The following is a 24,174-nucleotide window of genomic DNA, read 5'->3' on the forward strand; positions in this document are numbered from 1 at the left end:
CTGCTCCACTTCGCCGAAACCGAAGTAGCACCGGCGCCGGCGCCGTCGCCGGCTCGGGCGGCGGTGGACGTGCGGGACCTGGTCGCCAGGCTGATGCCGGCGCTGGCTGGCCGGATAGCGGCGGAACCGGAGCCGGTCGTGTTGCTGCTGGCCTATTCGCGCAACCCGGACACGGTGCTGCTCGAGCGTGCCCTGCTCGCCCGGGGTGTGCCGTGCCGGCTGCTCGGGGCGGACGACTTTCCCACCGACGTCACGGTGACCTGGCGCGGCGACGGGAAGCGGACAGGCGGCGACGTGTTCGGCCTCGACTCGACGCAGGTCCGGAGCGTGTGGTTCGGGCTCGCCGGGCCGACCGGTGTACCAGCCCGGCGCCTGCCACCGTTCGAAACGGGCGAATGGGCCGACGCGCTCGCCGGCTGGTGGCGGAGCTGCCCGGCGCCGTTCATCAACGACCCGGACGCCGGCAGCCGGGCCGGCAACAAGATCACATCATTGGAGCACGCCGCGGAGGAGAGCCTGACGGTGCCGGACACACTGGTCACCAACGACCCGGACCAGGCCTTGGCGTTCTGCCACGCCTACGGCAGCGCCGGGGTGATAGCCAAGTCGCTGAACAGCCACTACGTCGAGCTGGACGGGCGGCGCCACAGCCTGTTCACCCGCGTCCTGAGCGCCGCCGACCTCGCCCTGCTGCCGGCGACGCTGGCCGCCGCGCCCTGCGTGTTCCAGCCGCTGCTCGACAGTCGGCTCGAACTGCGGGTGACGGTCGTCGGCGAGCAGGTCTTCGCCGCCTCGACCGCTGCCGCCGACCTCGCGGCGGCGGGGCTGGCGGGCAGCGGTGACGTGCGGCGGGTGCGGCGCGCCGTGCCGATGACGGCGCACTGTCTCGACGACGACGTTGCTCACCGCTGCGTGCGGCTGGTCGCCGGCCTCGGCCTGCGCTACGCGGCGCTCGACCTGGTCGTGACACCGGACGGCGACCACGTGTTCCTGGACCTCAACCCGCGAGGCGGCTGGTGGTTCGCCGAGCAGCGGGCCGGCCTGCCGATCAGTCACGCGGTTGCGGGGTTGCTGTCATGACGGTCAGCACGCAGCCCCAGCAGCGGCAGGCCGCGCCGGCACCCGCGGCCACGGAGACAGCGACAGTCACGGTCTGGGACCGGCTTGCCGACGCCGCCAACCCGGCCCGCTACCGGCCGAAGCGGCAGGACGGGCTGATCTGGCGCGAGTTGCGATCCGCGCGGGGCGAGGAGTACGTCATCGTCCAGAACCCCGACGCCGCGACGTACCGCAAGATCACGATGGCCGAGTTCTACCTGTTCGAGCTGATGGACGGCAGCCGCAGCGTCCAGGACCTGGTCGTCGCCTACATGATGAAGTACCACCGGTTCGCCCTGCCGCTGGTCCTTCGCCTCGTGCGCAACCTGAAGGTCGGGCAGATGCTGACCGACCCGCCCCGGTTCGTGTTCGGGCCGTTGGGCGAACAGCTGCGCCGCCGGCCAGTGAGCTCCTTCGCCACCGGGTTCGCGAAGTCCTTCGTCCGGCGCGAGTTTCCGCTGCACGGGCTCGACGGCCTGGTCGGCCGCGCCTACGACCGGGGCGTGTGGGTGCTTTTCACCCGGCCGGCAAAGATCGTCATGTTCGCGGTGGCGATGCTCGGCGTACCGCTGCTGGCCTGGTCGCTGTCGTCGTCGGCGTCGGGGCTGGCCGACCAGTCCCTCGTCGTCACAGTTCCGACAATGTACGGCTGCCTGCTGGTCGTCGCCGTGCTGCACGAACTGGCGCACGCCTTCGCGGCCAAGTCCTACGGCCGGGTGGTTCGGCGCGGCGGACTATCGATCTTCTACGGCTCGCCTGGGATGTTCGTCGACACCCAGGACATGTGGATGGAGCCGCGCGGGCCGCGGATGGTCTCGGCCTGGGCCGGGCCGTTCTCCGGGTTCGTGCTCGCCGGGCTCTCCGGCATCGTCCTGGTGGCCACGCCGGACGCGCCGTGGGCGGCAGTGGTGGCGATCTTCGGCACCGCTGCCCTGGCCGTGAACCTGGCCCAGCTCACGCCGCTCATCCAGCTCGACGGCTACTACATGCTGATGGACTGGCTGGAACTGCCGAACCTGCGAGCCAGGGCGCTGGGGTTCATCCGGGGGGAGCTCCCCGGCAAGGTCCGTCGCCGGGAGCGGTTCGACCGCACCGAACGCGTTTTGACGATCTTCGGACTGGCCGCCGCGGCGTACACCGGCTACGTGCTCGTCCTGGCAGCCGGGTTCGCCTGGGTCCGGGCGAAGACGATGGTGAGCGACGCGGTCGCCGTGCCGAGCCTTGGCCGGGTCCTTGCCGCCACGGTGGTTCTGCTCCTGACCCTTCCGCTGCTGTACGTGCTCGGGCAGCGGCTGTGGCGGGGTGGCTCGTCGCTGGTGGTGGCGAGCCGGCGGCTGCGCCGGCTGGCCGCGGAGCGCCGCTACCGGGAGCGGGTCGCGGTACTCGCGAACGTACCGCCGGTCGCCGAACTGGGAAAGGCGTACGTCCAGTGGATGGCGCGGCGGACCACCGAGAAGGTGTTCCGGGCCGGCACCACGGTGGTCGCTGCGGACGAGGTCGCCGAGGTCTTCTGCCTGGTGCTGTCCGGCGAGGCCGAGGTCGTCGAATCGGGCGCGAATGCCGGGACGGGGCCGGGCGCGGGAAGTGCGCTGCGCACGCTCGGCCCGGGCGACTACTTCCCGCCGCCCGGATTGCCAAGGTCGCCCTTGACCGTGCGGGCGCTCACCGACGTGCACGTGTTGCGGCTGGCCGGTGCCGATTTCTCCGACCGCCTCGCTCCGCTGCTGGCCCGACGGGCCGAGAACGACACACGGGCCGACGAACGGGCGGAACTCGAGGGCTTCGCACTGTTCGACGGCCTCCGCACCCGCGACAAGGACACGCTGCTGGCCCACCTGCGGGCACGGAGCTGTGTGGACGGCGAGGTCGTCGTCGCCGAAGGCGACCCCGGTTCGGCCTTCTACCTGGTTCGTAGCGGGGCCGTCGCGCTGGCACAGACCTGCGTCGACGGGCCGCCGCGAACCCTGGGCGCCGGGGAATTCTTCGGCGAGAGCGCACTGCTGCACGACGAGCCCCACGCCGCGACGGCCACGTCGGTCGGCGAGACCAGGCTGTGGGAGCTGGACCGGACGACGTTCGACGACGTGGTGTGCCGCTATTTCGGGCTGTCCGACGCCGTACGCGAATCCGCCGAAGCGGGCGAAGCGACGCGTGCCGCTGAGGCGCTGGCGGGCACGGTGGCCGGCCGCTGGCTTGAGATCGAGGTCGGCGACCCGGCACCCGGGTTCACCCTCGACACCGCCAGCGGGCCGTCGCCGGTGTCGTTGTCGGACTACCGGGGCCAGGTGGTGCTGCTCTGGTTCTCCCGCGGCTACAACTGCCCGTTCTGCCGGGAGTACATGGCCCGGTTGGCGCCGGCGGTCGGCGATTTCGAGCGGGCCGGCGTGCAGATCCTGCAGCTGGCGCCCAACCTCGTCGATTCCGCCCGCGAGTTCTGGCGCGGCAAGGACCTGCCGTTCCCGTTCCTGTGCGACCCGGAGAAATCCGCCTACCGGCTGTGCGGCCTGCAGGACATCGGCGCCGGCGAAGCGCAACGCAACTCGGTGCGGGGCTTCACGCGGGCGTTCACCACCGGCCAGGGCCGTACGACGATGCACGCGCTCTGGCTTGACGTGGTGAACCCGTCGATCGGCGAACGGCTCGGCCACCACACGATGACGGCGATGCAGCAGGGCGTCTTCCTGGTCGGTCCGGATGGCGTGCTGCGCCGCAAATACGTCTTCGGCCCACTCGACGAACCGCCGTCGAACACCGAACTCCTCGAAGCGGCCGCCGAACTGGGATCGATCGAGCTGGCGACAACACAACTGGAGGCGGGCTCGTGAACTGTTGGGTGTGCAATCTTCCTGGGCACGCGGTCTGCCGATTCTGCGGCCGATGCGTCTGCAAGGACCACGCGAAAACGATGCCGTTCCTGCTCGAGGCCTTCGCCACCAGCCGTGGGCTGGAAGGGTTGGCGGTCGACGAGGCGATCTCGTGCGGCGTCTGCCGGCCGGCGCCTGAGCCGATCAAACTCGACTTTCTGGACCCCGGAGCGCCCGCGCCGCTGTCACACGAGCCGACCCGATGACAGACATCGCGTCAGAACCTCGTACTGAGGCCGACCACGACTCCGCCGCGGTCGCCACAGCGGCCGATTTCCCGATTCCCCGGCCGCTGCTCACCATGACCAGTATCGAGTTCGTCGTGCTGTTCTTCACCGGCACCGGCCTGGCGTTTCAGTACAAGCTCACGGCGAGGTTGTGGCCGTGGGACGACCTCACACTGTTCAACAGCCGGTTCCTCGGCGCCATCTACCTGACGTCGCTCGTCGCCGTGGCCTGCCTGCTCGCCACCAGGCGCTGGTCGCCGGCTCGGGTCGTCGCCCCGATGATCGGCGTCTTCACGTTGTGCGTGATCGTCGTGTCGACTACCTACCCGTCGAGGTTCGCCTTCTCGGACCGGCCGCTGCCGGTGATCGGCTGGTTCGTCCTCTACGTCGCGCTGCCCGTCTGCGCTTTCTGGTACACGTGGCGGCTACGGGGGCGCGCCCGGGCGGCCGGCGTCGCGACTCCGGTGGCGTGGCGCTACTGGCTTCGGCTGTTCGCCGTCCTGATGACCGGGCAGGCCGTCGGTCTGTTGGCCGCACCCGAGCAGGTCACCGAGTTCTGGCCGTGGACTGTCGACGCGTTCCACGGCCAGCTCTACGCGGCGACGTTCCTGGCCGGCGGCGTGGGCGCGTGGCTCGTCTCGGTCCGGGCGACACGCGCCGAACTTCTCACCGTGGGGTTGACGCAGGCGTCGTTCGGCCTGTTCGCGATCGGCGGCGCCGCACTGGTCAACCTCGACACCGGTGTCGTCGAGTGGTCCGACCCCGGCACCACCGCCTGGCTCGCGATGATGTTGTTCTGCGCCGCGAGCGGCTCCGCCGTCATAGCCCGTTCACTGAGACAGACGGTCAGCTCCAACACGGAATCCTGCTGACCGTCAGGTCAGGTACAGGTCCGTAGGCGCTGACGGTTTCAGCCAGGACGGTCTCGAGGGGGGTCGGGGCGAGGCGGAACGTCTGCTCGGTGAGGGTGGAGTCGAGCAGGTCGGGCTGTTCCAGGGAGTACATCATCTCGATGACTTCCCGCATGATCGGGTTCACGGCTCCGGTCGCGGCGAGCTGATCGGTGGACATCGCCGTCAGGATGGGTGCGGGCGCCCCGGCGGCGGTCGCGAGCCGCGTGGTCAGCTCCCGCACGGACAGTGCCGCGGTGGAGGGCACGTGCCACGCCCGTCCCCACGCAAGGTCGTCGCCGGAGAGGGCTACGGCGGCCAGGGTTCGGGCGGCGTCCCCGACGTAGGACCAGGTTTTCGGGGCGTCCAGGTCGCCGGGGAAGGCTGCCGGCTCGCCGCGCAGGACGAGGGGCGCCACCGTGAAGTTGTACAGCGAACCGGCCCCGGCGCCCAGAAACGCCGAGGCCCGGACCTCGGTCACGCGGGCTCGACCCGCGCGGTGCGCCTCGAGGGCATCGCTCCACATCCGGGCCCGTACCTGACCTTTGGCGGATACCGGTGCCATCGGTAGATCTTCGGTGAAGCGGCCGTTGACGATGCCGTAGCCGTAGGTGTTGCCCATCATCACGTAGCCGGCGCCGGTGCGTTCAGCCGCGTCCAGCAGCGCCGTCGCGAGCGGTGGGAACTCGTCCGGCCACCGGTCGTACGGCGGCATCGCGGTGTTGATCAGCGTCGTCGCGCCCTCGGCGAGTCGGGTCAGCGCGTCGGCGTCGGTCGCGTCGGCGGCGATCCGCTCGATCAGTGGGTGCTCGGGTCCGCCCCCGCGCCGGCTGACCAGCCGGACGCGATCACCCTGCCGGGCCAACAGTTCGGCGGTGGGGGCTCCGGTGCCACCGGCACCGGTGATCACATGCAGGGGCATGGTGTTCGTCTTCCGCTCGGCGGGCCCGCGCGGTTCGCGGGTACCTGTCTCACCCTGCCGCCCGCCGGAAACATACGGTAGTGGCCTGAATGCCACATATCCCAAGGATCAGGCCATGCATCGGATCGTCGTCGTCGCCGTCCCGCCGGTCACCACCCTTGATCTGTCCATCCCGGCGGCAGTGTTCCCGGCCGCGGTGGTCCACAGCCAGCCGGCCTACGAGGTCGTGATCTGCACGGCCGAGCCCGGGATCGTACCTGGGTACACCGGGCCCAGCGTTGTGGTGGACCGGGGCCTCGACGTGATCGACAGCGCCGACACCGTGATCGTCACGGGAACCGGAGCTCGCGCCCACGCCGACCAACGGGTCCTGGACGCGCTACAGCGGGCCGCTGACGACGGCCGGCGCATCGCCTCGATCTGCACGGGCGCCTTCGTGCTGGCCCAGGCCGGGCTGCTCAACGGTCGCCCGGCCACCACGTACTGGCAGTACTCCCAGGAGATGCGCCGCCGCTTCCCAGCCGTCGACCTGCGGCCCGACGTCCTGTACGTCGACGACGGGACCGTGCTGACCTCCGCCGGCCTGGCCGCCGGTCTCGACCTGTGCATCCACATGATCCGGCGCGACCACGGGGCGGTGGTCGCCAACGCCGTCGCCCGAGCCGCGGTCATCGCGCCGATCCGTCCCGGCGGCCAGGCCCAGTTCATCGAGACACCGCTGCCACCGGAGAACGGGACCTCGCTGGCCCAGACCCGCGCCTGGGCGGCGGAGCACCTCGCCGAACCGCTGACACTCGCCCGCCTCGCCGCCCACGCCCACACCAGTACCCGCACGCTCACCCGCCGCTTCCGGGAGGAGACCGGTCTCAGCCCACTGCAATGGTTGCTGCACCAGCGAATCGACCGGGCTCGGGAACTCCTCGAGGCGACGGATCTGCCGATCACCGCCGTCGCCCGGCAAAGCGGCCTGGGAACCCCCGAGTCGCTGCGCCTCCACCTCCTGCGCCGCAACGGGCTCACCCCCAGCGCCTACCGCGACACATTCACCCGCGTCGGACCAACCCCGACCTGACCCGCCGCAAAAGCGGACGGTCGCCAAACAGGCGAACTCCCGAACGACTCTGCGACGCCGTCGGGGCAGGACGTACAGGAGCACCGGGACCAGAGAGGTACGAGTCTTGTTACCAGGCGTCGTCAGTGCGGGTGGCGTCTCAGTTCTCCGGCTCGGAGGGTTCTTCGTCTCCTGGGGCCGTTGGATGCTGGCGTTGAGGCGGGTCAGGGAGCGGACGAGGTCTCCGACCTGTTCACCCTCACCATCTCCGCCTCAGGAGCCGTCCCCCACGAACTCCTACCCGCTCTCGCCGAGGAACTCGCCGCAGCCAACGGGTCCACGGTGACCTCGACCGGCCGACGCCTGTGTGCCAGCGAAGAACCTTGCGAGCGGCGGCGGTGAAGGTTACCGCCCCGGCCCCGCCAGGCCGCGACCACCCGCGGCGCGACGTTGCCGAACAGCCCGTCAGGCAGGTCGACCGTGCGGACCGCGCGCAGCTTGCGGATCTCAGTGATCATCGAGTCCAGGCTGACGTTGCCCGGCACCGGCTTGATCAGCCCCAGTAGCGAATCCTCGCTGGTGTCGTCGTCCGGGGCGTCGACGGCGACCAAGGCACGCAGCCGGTCAGCGACGTCGACGGGCGACTGGCCGAAGACCTGGGCGGTCAGCGTCTGCCCACTCTACGATCAGCATCCACCCCGGAACCAGACAGATCGGTCCGATTATCGGCGGGGCCCGCGCACCACCCGGCGGACGGTTGGGCAGACACCTGCCGGTCGCCAGGCCGTCCGCTCCAGCGGGGCCCCTCACCTGGGAGGACTCGAAACCGCCGGCAGTAGGCGCACCTGCCGGCGGTTGACCGAAACTATACGACATCGTAGCGTTCTGTCTCGTCGGTCCACGCCGTCGCAGTACCTTGGAGGCAGTCTGATGGCGCACTTCACCAAGCCCGTCGAGGGCAGCTGGACAGAGCACTTCCCCACCCTCGGAACCGACTTCGTCTCGTTCGAGGACTCGATCTCACCGGAGCACTACGAGTTGGAACGCAAGGCGATCTTCGAGCGGAGCTGGCTCAACGTCGGCCGCGTGGAGCAGATCCCGAAGCGGGGAAACTACTTCACCAAGGAGATCCAAGCCGCCCGCGCCTCGATCATCGTCGTCCGCGACAACGAGGACCAGATCCGCGCCTTCCACAACGTCTGCCGCCACCGCGGCAACAAACTGGTGTGGAATGACTTCCCGCACGAGGAGGTCGCGGGCACCGCGCGCCAGTTCCAGTGCAAGTACCACGCCTGGCGCTACGGGCTCGACGGCACCTGCACCTTCGTCCAGCAGGAGGCGGAGTTCTTCGACCTCGACAAGTCGAAGCTCGGTCTCGCGGCGGTGCGCTGCGAGGTTTGGGAGGGCTTCATCTTCATCAACCTCGACAACGAGGACACCACCCCGGTGCGCGAGTACCTCGGGCGGTTCGCGAAGGGCATGGAGGGCTACCCGTTCGACCAGATGACCGAGGTCTACCGGTACCGGGCGCACGTCAAGAGCAACTGGAAGCTCTACATAGACGCGTTCGCCGAGTTCTACCACGCACCCGTCCTGCACGCGAAGCAGTACGTCGGCACCGAGTCCCGCAAACTCATAGGCTACGGCTACGAGGGGCTGCACTACGACCTCGATGGCCGGCACTCGATGCAGTCCGCGTGGGGCGGCATGTCGCCACCCAAGGACCTCTCCATGGTGAAGCCGATCGAGCGGATTCTGCGCAGCGGCAACTTCGGGCCATGGGACCGTCCCGACATCACGGGTCTCGACCCGCTACCCGGGGGCGTCAACCCGTCGGGCCACCGGGCATGGGGCAACGACTCGTACCTGTTCTTCCCGAACTTCATGATCCTGATCTGGGCGCCGGGCTGGTATCTCACATACCACTACTGGCCGACCGCGTACAACGAGCACATCTTCGAGGGAACGCTGTACTTCGTCCCGCCGAAGAACGCGGCGGAGCGCCTGCGGCACGAACTGGCCGCGGTCACCTTCAAGGAGTTCGCGCTACAGGACTGCAACACCCTCGAGGCGACGCAGACCATGCTCGAGTCCCGCGCGGTCCGGGATTTCCCGCTCAACGACCAGGAGATCCTCATCCGTCATCTCCACAAGTCCGCGAACGACGTCGTCGCCGCCTACCAGGCCGCGACGAAATGACCCCGGCCGGGAGGCGCCCCCGTGCCGCAGGCACCCCGGGTGGGCGGCGGGGAAGCCCCGCAGGCCACCGGCCCAGGTATAGCGGACGCGAACCGATCTGGTCGCGCGGCCCTGGTCAGTCCGCGTGGAGAGCTGCTCGTACCTCGGTGGTTCCTGGCCGGTCGAACCCGGGTGTCTCCACGACCATCCTGTGGATCACTCCGTTCCACGGGAACGGAGACGTGTAGTCCTCGGATACCGGGAAACCGCGGTCGCGGCCCAGGCAGAGGTGCGTGCCACCGTGCTGTAGGGCGAAGGGCATCGCGACGGCCGTGGTGGCAGCGCCGAGCACCTCGTCGTCGCAGGTGAGGGTGAACCTGCCCCCCGGGCTCCCGCCGGGCTCAAAGGCGACGGACAGGCGGTGGAGCCCCGGGGGGAGCGCACGCGCCGCCGCCACCGTGACCGGCTCACCGGCAGGGCAGTATGTGAAACGGAGCATGCTCCCGACCGCGTAGAGCGCGTACCCGCCGTTCCAGTCTCCGAGGGCGAAGAGCACCCCTTCGGCTTCGGGTGCCACCTCGGTGTCGACGGACATCCGGAAACCAAAGGGCAGCATCGGGAGTGCCTCCTCGGAGATCGGCGAGCCGCCCGGCCGGAACACGGCTCGGTTGCCGATCGGGTAGTCCCGGGGAATGATCGCTCCGACTCGGTCGGTGAGGCCCTCCGACATCGGCATGACGTTGTTGCGCCCGGCCTCGAGGAGCCACAGCTCCCGCAGTCGGCGGACGACGTCGGGGTGCTCGGCGGAGAGGTCCACCGCCTCGGAGAAGTCCTGCTCGATGTCGAACAGCGACCAGTGGTCGGCGACGAAGTCACGGCTACCGCTCATGAGCTCCTCCTCGTCGACCACGCCTTTCGACACATGGTCGGTGGTCGCCTTCCACCGGCCACTGACGATCGAGCGGGAGCCGAGAATCTCGAAGTACTGGGTGGATCGCGGGGCCGGCGCGTCGGCGTCGTGGAAGCTCGCCGTGAAGCTGGCGCCGTCCAGCGGCTGCTGGGACACGCCATCCACCGTCTCCGGTGCCGGTATGCCGCAGGCGTCGAGAATGGTGGGCAGCACATCGACGGCGTGGCAGAACTGGTCGCGGTTCTCCCCTCGGGCAGTGATTCCGGCGGGCCAGTGGACGACCAGCGGCACCCGGGTGCCGCCGAGCCAGGTGTAGCGCTTCCACAGTCGCAGCGGTGTGTTGCCCGCCCACGCCCATCCCCACGAGTAGTGGCTGTAGGTGCGAGAACCTCCCCAGTCGTCGAGATGGGCGAGGTTGTTCTCGACCGTTTCCGGGAGCCGGGAGGAGAAGCGGTGCTCGTTGAAGGTTCCGTGCTGGCCGCCCTCGGCGCTGGCGCCGTTGTCTGACATCAGTAGCACGATGGTGTTGTCGAGTGCGCCGAGGCGTCCGAGTGCGTCGAGGAGACGTCCGATCTGGGCGTCGGCGTGGGTGAGGAAGCCTGCGTACACCTCGTGGGCCCGGGCGTGCATGCGCCGGGCGTCCGGCGTCAGCCCGTTCCATCCCGCCACCCAGGACGGCCGTTCGGTGAGGACGGTTCCGCCCGGCACGACGCCGGCCTCGACCTGACGGGCGAAGACGTTCTCGCGCCAACGGTCCCAGCCCAGGTCGAACTGTCCACGGTAGGGATCCACCCACTCCGGCGCGACCTGGTGGGGTGCGTGCATCGCGCCCAGGGAGAAGTAGAGGAGGAACGGCTTACCGGGGGCAGCGTGCTGCTGGTCGGTCACCATCCGGATGGCGGTGTCCGCGAGATCCTCGGTGAGATGGTGGCCGTCTTCGGGCCGTGCCGGCGGGTCGATGTACTGGTTGTCCGACACCAGGTTGGGTGTCCAGTGGTTGGTGTCGCCCTGCAGGAACCCGTAGTAGCGCTCGAATCCCAGACCGAGGGGCCACCGGTCGAGCGGGCCGTGTGGGGCTCCGAAACCCGAATTTCGGAGCCCCACAGCATCGGGATCACTCCCCCGTCTCATCAAAGGCTGTATTGCTGGACCGGTGGTGGCGCGGGCAGGGCGACGCTCGGCATGCGCGGGTCCCTGGTGGCGGGAATGATGTCGGCGGTGCCCAGCAGCCAGCCCAGCAGGGTCTGGTTCAAGCGCTGCTCGACGGCCGCGTGTTCGGGAAGCCCGGCGAGGTTGTGCTGCTCGTCGGGATCGGTGGCCCGGTGGTAGAGCTCCGGCTGCTCGTGCTGCAGGTCGGACTTCAGGTCGTAAGGAAAGAGTGAGCGCTCCAACTGTGGCTCCTCTTCGATGGTGAAGCCACCTTCGGTGAACGCGTACTCGCGGTGTTCGGTGCCCGGGTCGTGCAGGACGGGCAGCAGACTGCGCCCGAAGTGCCGGTGCGGCGCGGGCACGCCGGCCAGTTCGAGCACGGTGGGCAGGACGTCGACAAGCTCCACCATGCCGTCGTGTACCTGGCCTTCGGGCAGACCGCCGCCGGCTATGACAAGCGGATCACGGGTGATGCAAGGGTGCATCGCCGAAGGCCACTTCTCGATCAGTCCGATGGTGCGGTATGGATGTGTATGACCGTTTCGGGGCCCATTATGGGTTCGCGGTTCGCGGTTCGCTGTCGTCGGCGTGCGACTGTAAAGCCCGACTTCGGCACTCCGTCTGTTGCCGTCATCGCGATCTGGGCAGGCTGGGAGTGAGCTGAGTGTTGCTCGGTGTGGGGGTTGGCGGATGAGATCTCAGCGAACGCCACCGAGCCGGGATCCGCCGGCGGTGGTGCGGACGGAGCTGCTGCATGAGACGGAGCAGACCCGGGTGACTCGGCTGGTGTTCCCGGCTGGGAGTGTGATCCGGAAGGAGCCGCTGGGACCTGGCTCGCAGCGGCGGCTGCGTCATGAGGTTGAGGTCCTCGAGCGTCTGGTCGGGGTCAAGGGGGTCGTGCAACTGGCGGACGGTGTGTCGACCTGCCCGGGGTCGATCCTGCTGGCCGACGTCGGCGGTGCGGTGCTGTCCGGGCGGACCATGCCACTGGATCCGGCCGAGCTGGTCGATCTGGCCGGATCGCTCGCGCGCACCGTGGCAGCGATGCACCGGCGGGGTGTAGTGCATCGGGACATCAGCCCGGCGAACATCGTATTGGGTGGGGACCGGGGTAGGCCGTTCCTGGTCGACTTCGCGTTGGCTACGAACTGCGTGGAGGTCGAGCCGGGGTTCCTCCACCACAACGAGATCGTCGGGACGGTTCCGTACCTGGCGCCGGAGCAGACCGGCCGGACGGGCAGCCCCATCGACCAGCGGGCCGACCTGTACGCGCTCGGGGCCACCCTCTACGAGCTGGCGACCGGCACACCACCGTTCGGCGCGGGCGACCCCCTGCGGACCATTCACGACCATCTCACGCGAGTGCCGGCACCGCCGTCGGCGGTGAACCCGTCGCTGCCGGTCGACATGTCGCGGATCATCCTGCATCTGCTGGAGAAGGAGCCGGACGATCGCTACCAGAGCGCGGACGGGCTGGCGCACGATCTCGCGCTGGTCCACCGCGGCACCGCGGTGGTGCGTCCCGGCGAGCACGATCTTCCGGCGCGGCCGCTGACGCCGTCCCGGCTGGCCGGCCGCGACGAGGAGACCGCCGAGCTGGGCGCGGCGTTCGCCGACGCGCTGGCGGGCCGCTGCCATGGGCTCCTCGTCAGCGGCCCGCCGGGGGTGGGCAAGACGTCCCTGGTCAACGCGCTGCGGCCGATCGTGGCCGGTGGCGACGGCTGGTTCGTGGCGGGCAAGTTCGACCAGTACCGCCGGGACCAGGAGTACGACGCAGTCCGCCAGGCGCTGCGGGCGCTGGGTCGGCTGCTGCTGGCCGAACCGGAGGCCTGTCTGGTCGAGGTGCGGGAGCGGCTCCTGCGGGCGTTGGGACCCAACGCCGGCCTGGCCGCCGCCGTCGTGCCGGAGCTGGCGGCGCTGCTAAGGGTCCCCCCGGCGCTGGGGGACCCGATAACTGCACAGGTGCGAGCACAGCGCGTTGCAGTGGAGACACTGCGCGCCGTTGCCTCCCGGAAACGCACGGTGGTGTTCTTCGTCGACGACCTGCAGTGGGCCGGGCGGACGCCGCTGGGCTTCCTCGACCTGATTCTCGGTGGCGAGGAACAGATCGAGGGACTGCTGCTGGTCGGCGCGTACCGGGAGAGGGAGGTGGACGCCACCCACCCGCTGGCGCCGATGCTCGCCCGCTGGCGCCGCCAACCGGCCGGGCCGCAGCACCTGCGGTTGGGTAATCTGCCGCCAGTAGACCAGACGGCCATGGTGGCCGACCTACTGCGCCTGTCCCCAGAGCGCGGCGCGGAGCTCGCACGGCTGATCGCGCCGTCCACCGCGGGCAATCCGTACGACACGGTGGAGCTACTCAACTCGCTGCGCCATGACGGCGTACTGGCCCTCGGAGACGACGGTTGGCGATGGGAGCAGGCCACGTTGCGCCGCCGACTGGACTGCGTGGACGTGACCGGGCTGCTGCGTGCCCGTATGGCTGTGTTGTCGCCGGCCGCCAGAGAGATGCTGGCCATGATGGCGTGCCTGGCCGGCCGGGTGGAACTCGACCTCCTGGAAGCCGCCACCGGGCTTGCGGCGGATGAGATCGAGCGGCGGCTCGCCCCCGCGTTCACCGACGGGCTTCTCGTGCTGGAATCCGACGGCCGACAGAGCATGCGCTTTCGTCACGACAAGGCCCAGGAGTCCGTCCTGAGCGGCCTCACCCCGCAGGCCGAACGCGCCATGCGACTGTGCCTGGCCCGGAGGCTGGCCGACCGACCTGAGCTGTTCGCCGTGGCGGCGGCGCAGTACCTGCTCGTGGTCGACGCCGTGCACGCCCCCGAGGAACGGCGGCTGATGGCCGGTCTCTTCCGGCGCTCTGCCGACGAGGCGAAGCTGCTGAGCAACCACCCCTTGGTGGAGAGGTTCCTGACCGCGGCGTTGAGGCTCGTCGACCCGGCGGACACCGACCAGTTGATCGACGTCCACACCAGCCGGCACGCGGCCCTGTACATGCTCGGGCGGCTTGAGGAGACCGACGAGGAGTACCAGACCATCGGCCGGCTGTGCACCGATCCAGCTCAGCGCACGGCGGCGACCCTGGTGCAGGTCAGCAGCCTCACCAACCAGGGCCGCGCCGCCGAGGCGATGCGGCTCGGCCTCGACCAGCTGCGACAGCTCGGCCTCGCCGTCCCGGACCGGGACCACCTCGACGCCGAGATCGACCGCAGACTCGACGCGCTCTACCAGTGGATCGACCAGACCAGCGAATCCGACGATCTACGACGACCGCGAATCACCGACCGTTCGCAACTCGACACCGCCAGGATCATCAACCGGCTCATGCCCCCGGCGTACTTCTCCGACCAGAAGATGCTGGCCTGGCTGACCGTGACGACGCTGGAGATATGGGCACGGCACGGCCCGGATCCCACCTTGCTCGGCCCGGCCGGCCACATCACCTTTGTGACCGTCGTCCGCAGACGGGACTACCGCACCGGGTGGCGCGTGATGCGGCGGATCCTCGCGGTCTGTCAGGCGCGCGGCTATGAGCCTGACATGTGGCAGGTGTGGTTCCTGTATGCAGCCGGTACCGGCCACTGGTTCGACCCCCTCGAGGACAACCTGTCCGCGACGCGCCGCGCATTGGAAGGTTTGATCCAGAGCGGTGACCTGCTGAATGCGTGCTGGGCCCGCTACGTGCTGATGTCCACCATCCTGGACTGTGCACCACTGCTTGATACATTCGTTGCTGAGATCGACGAGGCGCTGGCGTTCACCAGACGCACCAGCAACGGCAACGCCGAGGAGACGTTCCGGGCCTATGGCCAGCTGGCGAGAGTGCTGCGAGGCGAGGTCGTCACCTCGGCAGCCGGCGAAGCGGCCCAGCTCGGCAGGCTGGCCGCCAACCCGTTCGCCGCCGCCCACCTGCACATTACCCGGGCGCTCGCTGCAGCCATCCTCGATCAGCCTGCCGAGCTGGTCCGACACACGGCGGCCGCGATGCCGTTGCTGCCGTCCATCCAGGCGCTCTATCCGATGGCGGTGGCGTACCTGCTGCGAGCCATGGCGTTGGCGGGCCAGGCCCGCACGGCGGAAGCGGGCCAGCGTGGCGCGGTGCTGGCCGAGCTGGACGAGGCGATCGAATGGCTGACCTCGCGCGCGGCCGACGCGCCGGTCAACTTCCTGCACCTGCTGCGCCTGGTGGAGGCGGAGCGGGCCTGGACCACCGGCGACTTCCGCAAGGCGGCGTACACGTTTGATGTGGCACAGCGAGAGGCCTCCATACGCGCACGGCCGTGGCACCGGGCGCTGATCCTGGAACGCGCCGCACGGTTCTACCTGGCCCACGGCATGGAGGAAGCCGGCCATCTGCTGCTGACCGCGGCCCGCCGCCAGTACCTGGCCTGGGGCGCGACGGCGAAGGTCAGCCAGCTCGACTGGGCCCACTCGACGCTACGAGTTGAGCCCACGGCTGCGGAACCGGCCGACCAGCCATCAGCAGAGCCTTCTGCCCGCCGCTCCACCGTCACGACCGGCACCATCGACCTGCTCGGCATCGTCGCGGCCTCCCAGACGCTCAGCTCCGAGACCACCCTCGACGGCCTCCGGACCAGGGTCGCGGGAATCCTGTCAGCCATGACCGGCGCCACGGACGTTCACTTCCTGCTACGTGACCAGCAGGACCGCGGCTGGCTGGTGTCTGTCGGCGGCGGCACGGTCTCGCTGCCGGAGGCCGGCCGGCGGCGGATGCTGCCGTCCTCGGTCGTCCGGTATGCCGAACGCACCGGCGAGCCTGTCGTCGTCGCCGATCCCACCCGTGATGACCGGTTCTGCCACGACCCTTACTTCGCCGACGTGGACCGCTGCTCGCTACTGGCCGTACCCATCATGATCCGCGGCGGACTACGGGCGATGCTGCTGCTGGAGAACCGGATGATCCGCGGCGCGTTCTCCACCGAACACCCCGAAGGGATCATGCTCATCGCGGGGCAGCTGGCGGTCTCGCTCGATAACGCCCTGGTGTACGCGTCGCTGGAACGCAAGGTCGCCGAGCGAACCCAGCAGCTCGCCGCCGCCAACCGGCGGCTGGAACAGCTCTCGCGCACCGATTCGCTCACCGGACTACCCAACCGGCGACGCCTCGAGGAGGTCCTTGACGCCGAATGGCACCGGGCCCGACACCAGGCGGCGCCCATCGCGCTGGCGATGGTCGACATCGACCACTTCAAGCTCTACAACGACCACTTCGGACACGCCGCCGGCGACCGGTGCCTCCAGCGGGTCGCCGCCTGCCTGGCCGAGAACGTCCGTAGCACCGACATGGCGGCCCGCTACGGAGGCGAGGAGTTCGCCGTGGTCATGCCGGACACCAACTCCGACACCGCCGTCCAGCTGGCCCGACATCTCTGCTCCGCTGTCGCAGAGCTGGCCGAACCACATCCGCTGGCCATCGACTGCATCGTCACCGTGAGCATCGGGGTCACGGCGGTCATTCCCACTCCCGGCGACACCACGGCGGTGTTTGTCGAGCTCGCCGACGTCGAGCTGTACCGGGCCAAACGCGGCGGACGCAACCGGGTAGAAATTGCACTCCCACACCCCGCATCGCGATAACGGGTCGTTTCAGAATGATACTCGGAGTTTGCGCAGGCAGATGATCGAGCAGGCGAGGCTGAGGAACGCCTGGTGGATATCGACGCGGCGTTCCCAGCGGGTGCGTAGCCGGCGGAACTGGTGGAGCCAGGCGGATGGGTCGGCCGCGCAGCGAGGTGCCAGCCCGAGGGCTGGTCCTTTTCCGCGCGGCCTCCCGCCGAACCGGACGTGATGGTTTCCCGATCATCCGGCTCTCCGGTGACTACTGCGTGAGCGGTGTGGCGGGCCGCCCCTTGTGGATCTGGCCGTGGCAGGTAGCGCAGACCACGAGTGTCTTGCGTCTGCGGTTTGCCATGGCTGTGACCCACGGGGGCGGCAGAGGGCCGGGTGCCGCGAGGTCTTTGAGCGCGCGGACGTGGTGAACTTCAACGTTGCCCGTGCGCTGGCAGACTTCGCAGATATCCGCGAGGAGCCTGGTGAGGAGTTCCTTGTGCGGATAGTCCACCCGGGTCGGCTGACGGTCAGAGACCGTCGCTGTTTTCTGCCGGCGGAGTGGGATGTCACCGAACCGTGCGACCAGTGGTTTTCTGCTGTCGCGTTCGATGCGTGCCTCGAAGCAGGTGCGTGGCCCGTGCGGTGTCTGGATTTTGGCCTTGTGTTTGGCTGCCATCTTCGACACCGACGAGCGGTGCTTGCCTGCCAGGGTCTTGAGCATGGATGTCTCCATGACCCAGCGCAGCCGGTGAAGTCGGTGGACGTCTCCGGCCAGCAGGTAGTACTGGACGATGCCCCGGTAGATGGCCCCGTAGGTGGCGACGATGGTGTAGTCGTTACCGTTGGTCAGGGCCTTCTGCTTAGCGGGTTTTCCGCGGTGCAGGTAGGGGACACTTTTAGCTTTGATCACATCGCGTGGCACCCGTAGCGCGACCTGCCCGTTGACCGATCGACGGCGCCGGGTGGTCTTGCTGCTGTTGTGCTGGACAGTGATCTCGTAGCCGAGGAAACGGGCCGCGCCGGTACGGGCGTGGGTTATCAGCGTCTTGTCGGCGGACAGTTCCAACTTGAGGTCGTCACGCAGGAACTCCGCCAGCCGCTGTCTGATTTCCTCGGCTTCGGCCTTCGGTCCGGTGAACCCGAGTAGATGGTCATCCGCATATCTGCAGTAACGCAGCCGCCGATATCCCGGATCATCGGGATCGGAGCTGGGCAGGCTGACCATTCGCCGTCGTAGTATCCGGGCTTGGCCCCGGTCACCACGTCGGCGTGCCTTGGCCAGCTCGTTCTGCAGAACGAGGTAAGCAGGGTTACGCGCCCTGCGGCCCCCTCGGGTGTACTCCGGAATCAGAATCTTCTCGACGAACTCGTCCAGCTTGTGCAGGTAGATCGAGGACAGGATCGGCGAGGCCACGCCCCCTTGGGGAGCCCCCGACAGAGTCGCCCCCCACCTCCAGTCCTCCAGGTATCCGGCTCGTAGCATGTTACGCACCAGCCTCAGGAACCGGTTATCGCGGACCCTCTCCGACAGGATTCCGATCATCAGGTCGTGATTGAGAGACCCGAAACAGTCGGTGATGTCTCCTTCGATGAACCAGGCTGTTCCGGTCCAGGTGTTGGCTATCTCCCGCAGAGCGGTGTGGCAGCCTCGCCGTGGCCGGAACCCGTGGGACCGGTCGGAGAACGTCGGTTCGTAGTAGGCCTCCAGGAGCAGGCGTACAACTTCCCCGACGAGCTTGTCCGACCAGGTCGGTAGCCCCAACGGGCGGGTCTTCCCATTCTTTTTCGGGATGTGGACTCGCCGGACGGGGTGGAATCGGTAGCGTTCGTGGCGCATCGCATCGATGATGCGACCGATCCTCTCCTGGGACATGCCGTCCACGGTTTCCTGTGTGACTCCGGGTGTCATCGCACCATGGTTGGTGTAGATACGCCCGTAGGCCAGCAGATACATCTGTGGGTTGAACAGTTGCCGGTACAGTTCGTCGCACGGCAGCCCTCGTTTGCCGCGTTCACGCAGGACACCCAGCACCGTTGCGGCGCTCTGCATTACGCATACCTCCCGAGTCTTGGGTGTCCGATCACCTGGCCCCCTTCGCCCTGTAGGCGGCTTTCCCGCCCTCCCTGGCCGGTCGTGACTCCGGCGACTACTACGAGGCCTCCGTCGCCATAGGGCTCGCGCCCCGGTAGGCGATCCCGCGTTCGTCTCTGTTGTACGTGACAGCGTGACGTAGGCGTCCCACTTATCTCCTTGAACACCCTCGCTGGGTGTCGCCCCGCACTCCGGAGGTTGCATCGGCCACCTTGGACTCCGACGCAGAGCACGGCACCGGTTTCAATGGTCTTTCCGGTGGATGGGAACTTGCATCGACTGGAGATTGGGATTCAGGCAATCAAGCTTTCGCCGTATCACGCGGGCCCACCCGGCGCACCGTCCCTGACCACTGGACCCGGCCGCCGGGAATCATGGCATGCTGTTGTCCCCTTCACCTTTCGGATCCAGGTCAGCCATCCGGCCCAGGAACCTCCCTCCAAGTCCCTCCCGGCTCAGCCGGGGATACAACAGAGCGCCTCGCGGCGCACAAGGTGCGCTCGACGGGCCAGCGCTGGCGGCCCAGGCCGGTGCCGTGGGGTTTCCCGCGGCGGGCGATGATCGGGGGGGATCGCCTCGACCAGCCCGATGAGCTGGGTGACGTCGTGGCGGTTCCCGCCGGTCACGATCGCGGCGAGCGGCACCCCGCTGGCGTCGGTGATCAGAGGGCGTTTGATCTGCCCCAATTACGGCTTATGTTTTAGTAGGTGCCTCGCCAGGTTGGGGTGGTCTCGTCCGTTATGCGCCTGACGAGGTTGTCGATCGCGGCAATGTGGATCATCGCTTCGGAGCTGGTGAGGAGGTTCTCGTAGTCGCGGGCCAGGCGGCGGCGCAGCATGAGCCAGCCCAGGCTGCGTTCGACGACCCAGCGTCGTTTCACGACGTGGAAGCCGCGGGTCCCGGTTTTTCTGGGAACGACTTCGACGTCGATGCCGAGGGTGGCCCCGTGTTCGATGTCGGTGTTTTTGAAGCCGGTGTCGACCCAGGTCTTGGATATCGCATGGTAGGTGTTCTTGGCCTGGTCGAGCAGGCGTATTCCGATGGTGTTGTCCGACAGATGCGCGGCGGTGACGGTCACGGCGAGGATCAGGCCGAGGGTGTCGGTGACGATGCCTCGCTTCCGGCCGACGATCTTCTTGCTGGCGTCCGTGCCCTGGCTGCTCAGGGGCACGTTGGTGGAGGTCTTGACGCTCTGGGTGTCGAGGATGCACGCGGTCGGTTCGGGGGTGCGGCCGGCCTTGGCTCGGGCCAGGCCGGTCAGGTCGTAGTTGAGCTGGGCGAAGATTCCCTCGTCCCGCCAGGCGGCGAAGTAGAAGTAGACGGTGCCGTGCGGCGGGAAGTCGTGGGGCAGATATTTCCAGGCGATCCCTGTCCGGTTGACATACAGGATCGCGTTGAAGATCTCACGCAGCTCGACCTGGGCTGGTTGGCCGGTGGGCCGGCGGTCGAGCCGGGCCTGGCGCCAGGTGTGCAGGGTCGGGGCGATCAGCGCCCACCGGGCGTCCGACAGGTCGCAGGGTACGGCTTGCGCTGGTTCACGACAGACGCTCATACCTCAAACCGTGTGACCGGACGTGTCCGTTCGACCAGTCGGGAGCTTCCATCTCATCACCACACCAGACGGAATCCGAGGAGCATCTACCGGTTGAACGGACACCCCGATCATCGTCTCGGGGTACACGAACATGCTCCTACGGCGCAGAACACATCAAAAAGCGCCGGACCCAAAAACGAATTATCCTCATCAGGGCTACCTGAACGCCCTCTAACAGGGCGTTTGATCCTGCGGGTTCTGCTTGATTCGGGTTTAGGTTCCTCGCCAGGTTGGGGTTGATTCGCCGGTGGCGCGGCGGGCCATGAGGTCGATCATCGCAAGATCAATCACGGCTTCTGAGACGAGACGAAGATCCTGTCTTGCCAGATTCTGCGGACATGGAACTCGGGGCTGGTGACACCGCCGAGCGCGGTGACGATGATGAACATCAGCACGATGGTCGACCCGAACGTGGTGAGAATGCCCAGCGTGAACGGGTCGCATCCGACCTGTGGATACAGGCTCGGATCGGGCGTGACACGGGTTGCCGCCATCGCCGTGTAGTGCATCCCGCAGACCGCGCCAGCCATGACCGCGGATGCGCTGAGGACCCGGATGATGCCGCCGACACGGAACGCGATCCAGAAGGCGACAGTGGCGGCCACTGTGGCGATGACAACAGAGATCAACACCAAGCTGGGGCTGTAGTCGATCGCCCCGGCGGTCCGCATCGCCGCCATCCCGGTGTAGTGCATCGCCGCGATACCCAGCCCTGCGAAGATGCCGCCACGAACGAGCCTGTCGGTGTTGAACGGGTCTGCGGCCACCACCCAGATTCCCACCCCGGAGACGGCGACCGCGATGACGAGCGACAGCAGGGTGATCCGGAGGTCGAAGCTGACGGGGACCTCGATGTGATAGGCGACCATCCCGACGAAATGCATCGACCAGATCCCGCCGCCACCCAGCGCCAGGGCCGTCACCGCCGCCCAGCCAAGCCGCTTGGCCCCGCGGTACTCCCGGATCCGGGTCGCGCTGGCCAGGGCCGCAAAGGAGCCGAGCACCGCTAAGCCATAGGAAAGTCCGACGAAATACAGGTTGTAGGACGCATCCAGATGGGGGTGGGCGGCCGCGAGGCTTACCACGGTCGGATTTGCTGCGGTACCCATGCCATTCACCGCTACTCCCCGTTTTGCGACTTCACTGTCGCAGAGATTCCTATCGCTTCCCTGCGGTGGAATCCCGGCCCCGGCGAGGCAGACCACCCCTGGGCAACACGAAGGATCACACGAGGGCCACGAGGCGCCCGGACGGCACGCTGGTGCCGACCTCGTGTCGTAACACCAGCAGTTCCAAGTCCTTGGACGCCGATGAACGGCCGAGCAGGACAAGCCGGTTACGTACCCGTACGAAGATCAGATGCAGCAGACGTGCGGGATACAGCCGACCATCATGCCGTCGATGCCATACCTTCGCGTCACGCCCGGTCACAGGCTCAGGTCGACTTCTGGCACCCCACAGGTGGATTTTATGGCCTGTATTTCCGTATGGATCGCGCGCATGGGTCCGGCGGGAAGTTCGATGGAAGACACCCTGGGCTGCGCGTATACATTCCGATTCCCGCGCTGGTTTCGCGCTGCCGGAACCAGCTGAGGTAGCGTTCCTCCCGCACCTTCACCGCACCTGGAAAATGACCATCAAGAAGGGGATCATTACATGGCCCAGCAGCAGGATCAGCAGCGCCAGCAGGTAGAGCAGCAGCTGCGCCAGAACTGGCGGCAGCTCCGCTACAACATCCTCGACCAATTCGGTCAGATCAGCACGGCGGACCTCGACGCCGCGACCGACATCAATGACCTCGTCGCGCGGATCGCGGACAAGACGAACCACAGTGAGCGTTACGTCGAGAACCGTCTCCGGGAGCTGGCGGGTGTCGGAGGAGGCCAGATCGGACCCTCCGGCGAGCGTTTCAGCGGCGGCCAGCAGGGCGGCCAGGGCCAGCAGGGCCAGCGGTTCGGCTCCCAGCAGTAACCATCCGCCTGCCAGACGGACAGACGCACCCGCAAGAACATGACCTGCGCCGGTGCGCGGCCCGGTTTTCGTTCGCTACTCGGCGCGCGCTGTCAACGCGTTGCGTCGAGTAGCGAACGGAACTCCAGAAGATCGTCGATCATCGTGGTCGTGTCCGTGGTGCGCGGAAGCTGGCACAGCTTGTTCAGCATCACATCGGTTTCTTCCATGGTAGGAATCTCGTCAATCGGCGCGGCTATGTTGACGACATAAACCATGGGAACACCGCCTTTCGAGGATGTCGAGCACGTGCCGAGCCACCCCGCCGGCGTGGGCTGACCCGGATGCCGTGCATGCCAGATTCGCATACCCCGATTCGCCGAAAATTGAAGCCAGGCTTCGCCTGTGTTAAATCTGGGGCTGGACTCGGTGCGGTGAGCGACAATCAGGGCGGCAGGCCGGGGCCTGGCCGACGACGTCCAGTCCTCACGGGTGGCCTCGTCGCCCGGCTACGACACCGAGCGGGACCGGCGCTACCGCCGCTGACCGGCGTGTCTCTGCAAGCCTGCTACCCAGGCACGGATCCTGAATGGTCGAGGTCTGGCTAGATCAAGCGCTGAACGGCAGCCCCGGAGCACCGGCGCCCTGACATACACGTCAGGGCACCACACACATCGCTCCCGGCGCGTAACAGACAGTACTCATTCCTTTGTGGCACCAGACCCGCAGCGAAACACCCCGATGCCGGAGACGGCCTGAAACTTCATGCAGGTCGAGATCGCGACGGAAGACCACCTGCTCCGCCCCATGTACGGGCTGGGCGGGCTGACCCGCGCCCAGGCACGCGCCGAGGTGCAGAGCATCCTGGACGAGCTGCCCACACTCGCACCGATCGCCGAGGTCCGGCGACGCGACCACGCGAAGGACGACACCGCCTTCTGCAACCAGCGCATGTGGACCGTCTACACGTACGCCGGCACCGATCCGCTGCCCGCCGCACGGGCATGGCTCGAGGACCTTGCCCAGGCCCTACACAGGGCAGCCCTTGATCTGCACGTCGCGCGCGGGCCCTGACCCTGGACACGGCGTAGCCCCACCCGCAAGGGGGGTAGCAGGTGGAGCCACGCCGCGCGTGTCCCGAGGACAGCGGCAGGCTACCGGCCCGAAGCCGAACTGAACGCCACCGCCGACCGTGTCGCCGCTCAACCCCGCCGATCAGCGGCTGAGCAGGGAGACCCGACCACCGATCTGCCGGACAGTGGCCGGGTCAACGTCGCCGGTTCGAAGGACAACGCGGCGAGAGTAACCACCGTGCCGGCCCCTTCACCAGCGACACCGAAATCCGTGTCGCCGACCTGCGGGGCTTCCCGGAGATCAACCGAGCTGAGCTGATCCGCTACTTCACGTTGACGTCGGCGGACGAGGCGTTCATGCTGACGCATCGGAGCGCGGCAGCGGGAACCGGAACCCCCGCGAACTCCGACACCGGCACCAGCGGACGGGCTGCACCTCGCCCCATCACTCGATCATGCCGGCTGCCCCACCCGACCGGACGCAACAGTCCGTCCGGATGAGGAAGCAGTTCGATAGCCGTCGCAGTCCGTCCCATGCGCAACCTATGACCGTGGACGTCGCACCTGAAGCCACCGGCACGCGTCATCTGCACCTCAGGGAC

At 68.0% G+C, this 24,174-nt stretch carries 16 protein-coding genes and 4 pseudogenes; 9 read left to right on the plus strand and 11 right to left on the minus strand.

Annotated elements, in window-relative coordinates; translation table 11 throughout:
- Positions 1-69: 69 nt before the first annotated feature.
- The 4 genes from FRANEAN1_RS21170 (at position 70) to FRANEAN1_RS21180 (ending at position 5,061) form a co-directional block, all read left to right on the plus strand.
- A complete protein-coding gene (locus tag FRANEAN1_RS21170) occupies positions 70-1,080 on the plus strand; it encodes an ATP-dependent carboxylate-amine ligase (protein ID WP_347176693.1) in 1,011 nt (336 codons plus the stop codon).
- Positions 1,077-3,923, plus strand: a complete 2,847-nt coding sequence (locus FRANEAN1_RS37285; protein WP_020461867.1) for a cyclic nucleotide-binding domain-containing protein — start codon at positions 1,077-1,079, stop codon at positions 3,921-3,923. Before FRANEAN1_RS21170 ends, FRANEAN1_RS37285 begins: the two co-directional genes overlap by 4 nt.
- 80 nt (positions 3,924-4,003) lie before the next feature.
- Positions 4,004-4,168, plus strand: a complete 165-nt coding sequence (locus FRANEAN1_RS39290) for a hypothetical protein (protein WP_198145343.1) — start codon at positions 4,004-4,006, stop codon at positions 4,166-4,168.
- On the plus strand, positions 4,165-5,061 hold the full coding sequence (locus tag FRANEAN1_RS21180) for a hypothetical protein (RefSeq protein ID WP_020461869.1): 897 nt from the start codon (positions 4,165-4,167) through the stop codon (positions 5,059-5,061). The genes FRANEAN1_RS39290 and FRANEAN1_RS21180 overlap by 4 nt, the downstream gene beginning before the upstream one ends.
- Here the strand turns inward: FRANEAN1_RS21180 and FRANEAN1_RS21185 are convergent.
- Positions 5,036-6,001, minus strand: coding sequence for an NAD-dependent epimerase/dehydratase family protein (locus FRANEAN1_RS21185; protein WP_020461870.1), 966 nt, complete (start codon positions 5,999-6,001; stop codon positions 5,036-5,038). The two genes, FRANEAN1_RS21180 and FRANEAN1_RS21185, sit on opposite strands and share 26 nt — an antisense overlap.
- Before the next feature lie 115 nt (positions 6,002-6,116).
- Here FRANEAN1_RS21185 and FRANEAN1_RS21190 point away from each other — a divergent pair, with 115 nt between their 5' ends.
- Positions 6,117-7,073: a helix-turn-helix domain-containing protein gene (locus FRANEAN1_RS21190; protein WP_041254531.1), complete on the plus strand. Its 957-nt coding sequence runs from the start codon at positions 6,117-6,119 to the stop codon at positions 7,071-7,073.
- 203 nt (positions 7,074-7,276) lie between these two features.
- Here the strand turns inward: FRANEAN1_RS21190 and FRANEAN1_RS37290 are convergent, their stop codons facing one another.
- Complete coding sequence (locus FRANEAN1_RS37290; protein WP_020461872.1) at positions 7,277-7,663, minus strand: hypothetical protein; 387 nt, start codon at positions 7,661-7,663, stop codon at positions 7,277-7,279.
- A gap of 319 nt (positions 7,664-7,982) precedes the next feature.
- On the opposite strand from FRANEAN1_RS37290, the gene FRANEAN1_RS21200 reads away from it, so the two are divergent.
- A complete protein-coding gene (locus FRANEAN1_RS21200) occupies positions 7,983-9,251 on the plus strand; it encodes an aromatic ring-hydroxylating dioxygenase subunit alpha (protein ID WP_020461873.1) in 1,269 nt (422 codons plus the stop codon).
- Positions 9,252-9,366: 115 nt separating this feature from the next.
- Here the strand turns inward: FRANEAN1_RS21200 and FRANEAN1_RS21205 are convergent, their stop codons facing one another.
- A complete protein-coding gene (locus tag FRANEAN1_RS21205; protein WP_020461874.1) occupies positions 9,367-11,244 on the minus strand; it encodes a sulfatase-like hydrolase/transferase in 1,878 nt (625 codons plus the stop codon).
- A 26-nt stretch (positions 11,245-11,270) separates the two neighbouring features.
- Complete coding sequence (locus FRANEAN1_RS21210) at positions 11,271-11,774, minus strand: sulfatase/phosphatase domain-containing protein (RefSeq protein ID WP_347176694.1); 504 nt, start codon at positions 11,772-11,774, stop codon at positions 11,271-11,273.
- 205 nt (positions 11,775-11,979) lie between these two features.
- Here FRANEAN1_RS21210 and FRANEAN1_RS21215 point away from each other — a divergent pair, with 205 nt between their 5' ends.
- Entirely contained in the window at positions 11,980-16,890 is a 4,911-nt protein-coding gene (locus tag FRANEAN1_RS21215) for a diguanylate cyclase (RefSeq protein WP_020461876.1), read from the plus strand.
- Between the two features lie 9 nt (positions 16,891-16,899).
- On the opposite strand, the pseudogene FRANEAN1_RS42425 reads toward FRANEAN1_RS21215, so the two are convergent.
- From FRANEAN1_RS42425 to FRANEAN1_RS21235, 6 genes and pseudogenes are all read right to left on the minus strand, one after another.
- A pseudogene (locus FRANEAN1_RS42425) lies at positions 16,900-17,022 on the minus strand (IS5/IS1182 family transposase); the annotation flags it as partial.
- A 109-nt stretch (positions 17,023-17,131) separates the two neighbouring features.
- Positions 17,132-18,913 carry a reverse transcriptase/maturase family protein gene (locus FRANEAN1_RS21220; protein ID WP_020460531.1) on the minus strand — a complete coding sequence of 594 codons (1,782 nt, stop codon included), beginning with the start codon at positions 18,911-18,913 and terminating at the stop codon, positions 17,132-17,134.
- A gap of 605 nt (positions 18,914-19,518) precedes the next feature.
- Positions 19,519-19,620 (minus strand): annotated as a pseudogene (locus tag FRANEAN1_RS42430) (IS5/IS1182 family transposase); the annotation flags it as partial.
- Between the two features lie 35 nt (positions 19,621-19,655).
- Positions 19,656-20,494 (minus strand): annotated as a pseudogene (locus tag FRANEAN1_RS21230) (IS5 family transposase).
- Positions 20,495-20,762: 268 nt separating this feature from the next.
- A pseudogene (locus tag FRANEAN1_RS43795) lies at positions 20,763-20,849 on the minus strand (IS5/IS1182 family transposase); the annotation flags it as partial.
- Positions 20,837-21,754, minus strand: coding sequence for an MHYT domain-containing protein (locus tag FRANEAN1_RS21235; protein ID WP_347176695.1), 918 nt, complete (start codon positions 21,752-21,754; stop codon positions 20,837-20,839). The pseudogene FRANEAN1_RS43795 and the gene FRANEAN1_RS21235, both read right to left, overlap by 13 nt.
- A 451-nt stretch (positions 21,755-22,205) precedes the next feature.
- Here FRANEAN1_RS21235 and FRANEAN1_RS21245 point away from each other — a divergent pair, with 451 nt between their 5' ends.
- Positions 22,206-22,520: a hypothetical protein gene (locus FRANEAN1_RS21245; RefSeq protein WP_020459078.1), complete on the plus strand. Its 315-nt coding sequence runs from the start codon at positions 22,206-22,208 to the stop codon at positions 22,518-22,520.
- A gap of 92 nt (positions 22,521-22,612) precedes the next feature.
- Here FRANEAN1_RS21245 and FRANEAN1_RS42435 read toward each other — a convergent pair whose 3' ends face one another.
- The gene (locus tag FRANEAN1_RS42435; RefSeq protein ID WP_198145344.1) at positions 22,613-22,777 is read right to left on the minus strand and encodes a hypothetical protein; all 165 of its coding nucleotides are present in this window, start codon (positions 22,775-22,777) and stop codon (positions 22,613-22,615) included.
- A 487-nt stretch (positions 22,778-23,264) separates the two neighbouring features.
- Here FRANEAN1_RS42435 and FRANEAN1_RS21250 point away from each other — a divergent pair, with 487 nt between their 5' ends.
- Positions 23,265-23,573 (plus strand): hypothetical protein, encoded by a 309-nt coding sequence (locus FRANEAN1_RS21250; protein WP_020459077.1) that lies wholly within the window; start codon positions 23,265-23,267, stop codon positions 23,571-23,573.
- The last annotated feature ends 601 nt before the right edge of the window (positions 23,574-24,174 follow it).

The sequence above is a fragment of the Parafrankia sp. EAN1pec genome, from assembly GCF_000018005.1.
GTDB lineage: Bacteria > Actinomycetota > Actinomycetes > Frankiales > Frankiaceae > Parafrankia > Parafrankia soli.

Bases quoted from the DNA above. Each gene is read 5' to 3' on its own strand.
- FRANEAN1_RS37285 (WP_020461867.1), top strand. From the start codon at position 1,077: ATGACGGTCAGCACGCAGCCCCAGCAGCGGCAGGCCGCGCCGGCACCC.
- FRANEAN1_RS39290 (WP_198145343.1), top strand. From the start codon at position 4,004: ATGCCGTTCCTGCTCGAGGCCTTCGCCACCAGCCGTGGGCTGGAAGGG.
- FRANEAN1_RS21180 (WP_020461869.1), top strand. From the start codon at position 4,165: ATGACAGACATCGCGTCAGAACCTCGTACTGAGGCCGACCACGACTCC.
- FRANEAN1_RS21185 (WP_020461870.1), bottom strand. From the start codon at position 6,001: ATGCCCCTGCATGTGATCACCGGTGCCGGTGGCACCGGAGCCCCCACC.
- FRANEAN1_RS21190 (WP_041254531.1), top strand. From the start codon at position 6,117: ATGCATCGGATCGTCGTCGTCGCCGTCCCGCCGGTCACCACCCTTGAT.
- FRANEAN1_RS21200 (WP_020461873.1), top strand. From the start codon at position 7,983: ATGGCGCACTTCACCAAGCCCGTCGAGGGCAGCTGGACAGAGCACTTC.
- FRANEAN1_RS21210 (WP_347176694.1), bottom strand. From the start codon at position 11,774: ATGCACCCTTGCATCACCCGTGATCCGCTTGTCATAGCCGGCGGCGGT.
- FRANEAN1_RS21215 (WP_020461876.1), top strand. From the start codon at position 11,980: ATGAGATCTCAGCGAACGCCACCGAGCCGGGATCCGCCGGCGGTGGTG.
- FRANEAN1_RS21220 (WP_020460531.1), bottom strand. From the start codon at position 18,913: ATGCAGAGCGCCGCAACGGTGCTGGGTGTCCTGCGTGAACGCGGCAAA.
- FRANEAN1_RS21245 (WP_020459078.1), top strand. From the start codon at position 22,206: ATGGCCCAGCAGCAGGATCAGCAGCGCCAGCAGGTAGAGCAGCAGCTG.
- FRANEAN1_RS42435 (WP_198145344.1), bottom strand. From the start codon at position 22,777: ATGGTTTATGTCGTCAACATAGCCGCGCCGATTGACGAGATTCCTACC.
- FRANEAN1_RS21250 (WP_020459077.1), top strand. From the start codon at position 23,265: ATGCAGGTCGAGATCGCGACGGAAGACCACCTGCTCCGCCCCATGTAC.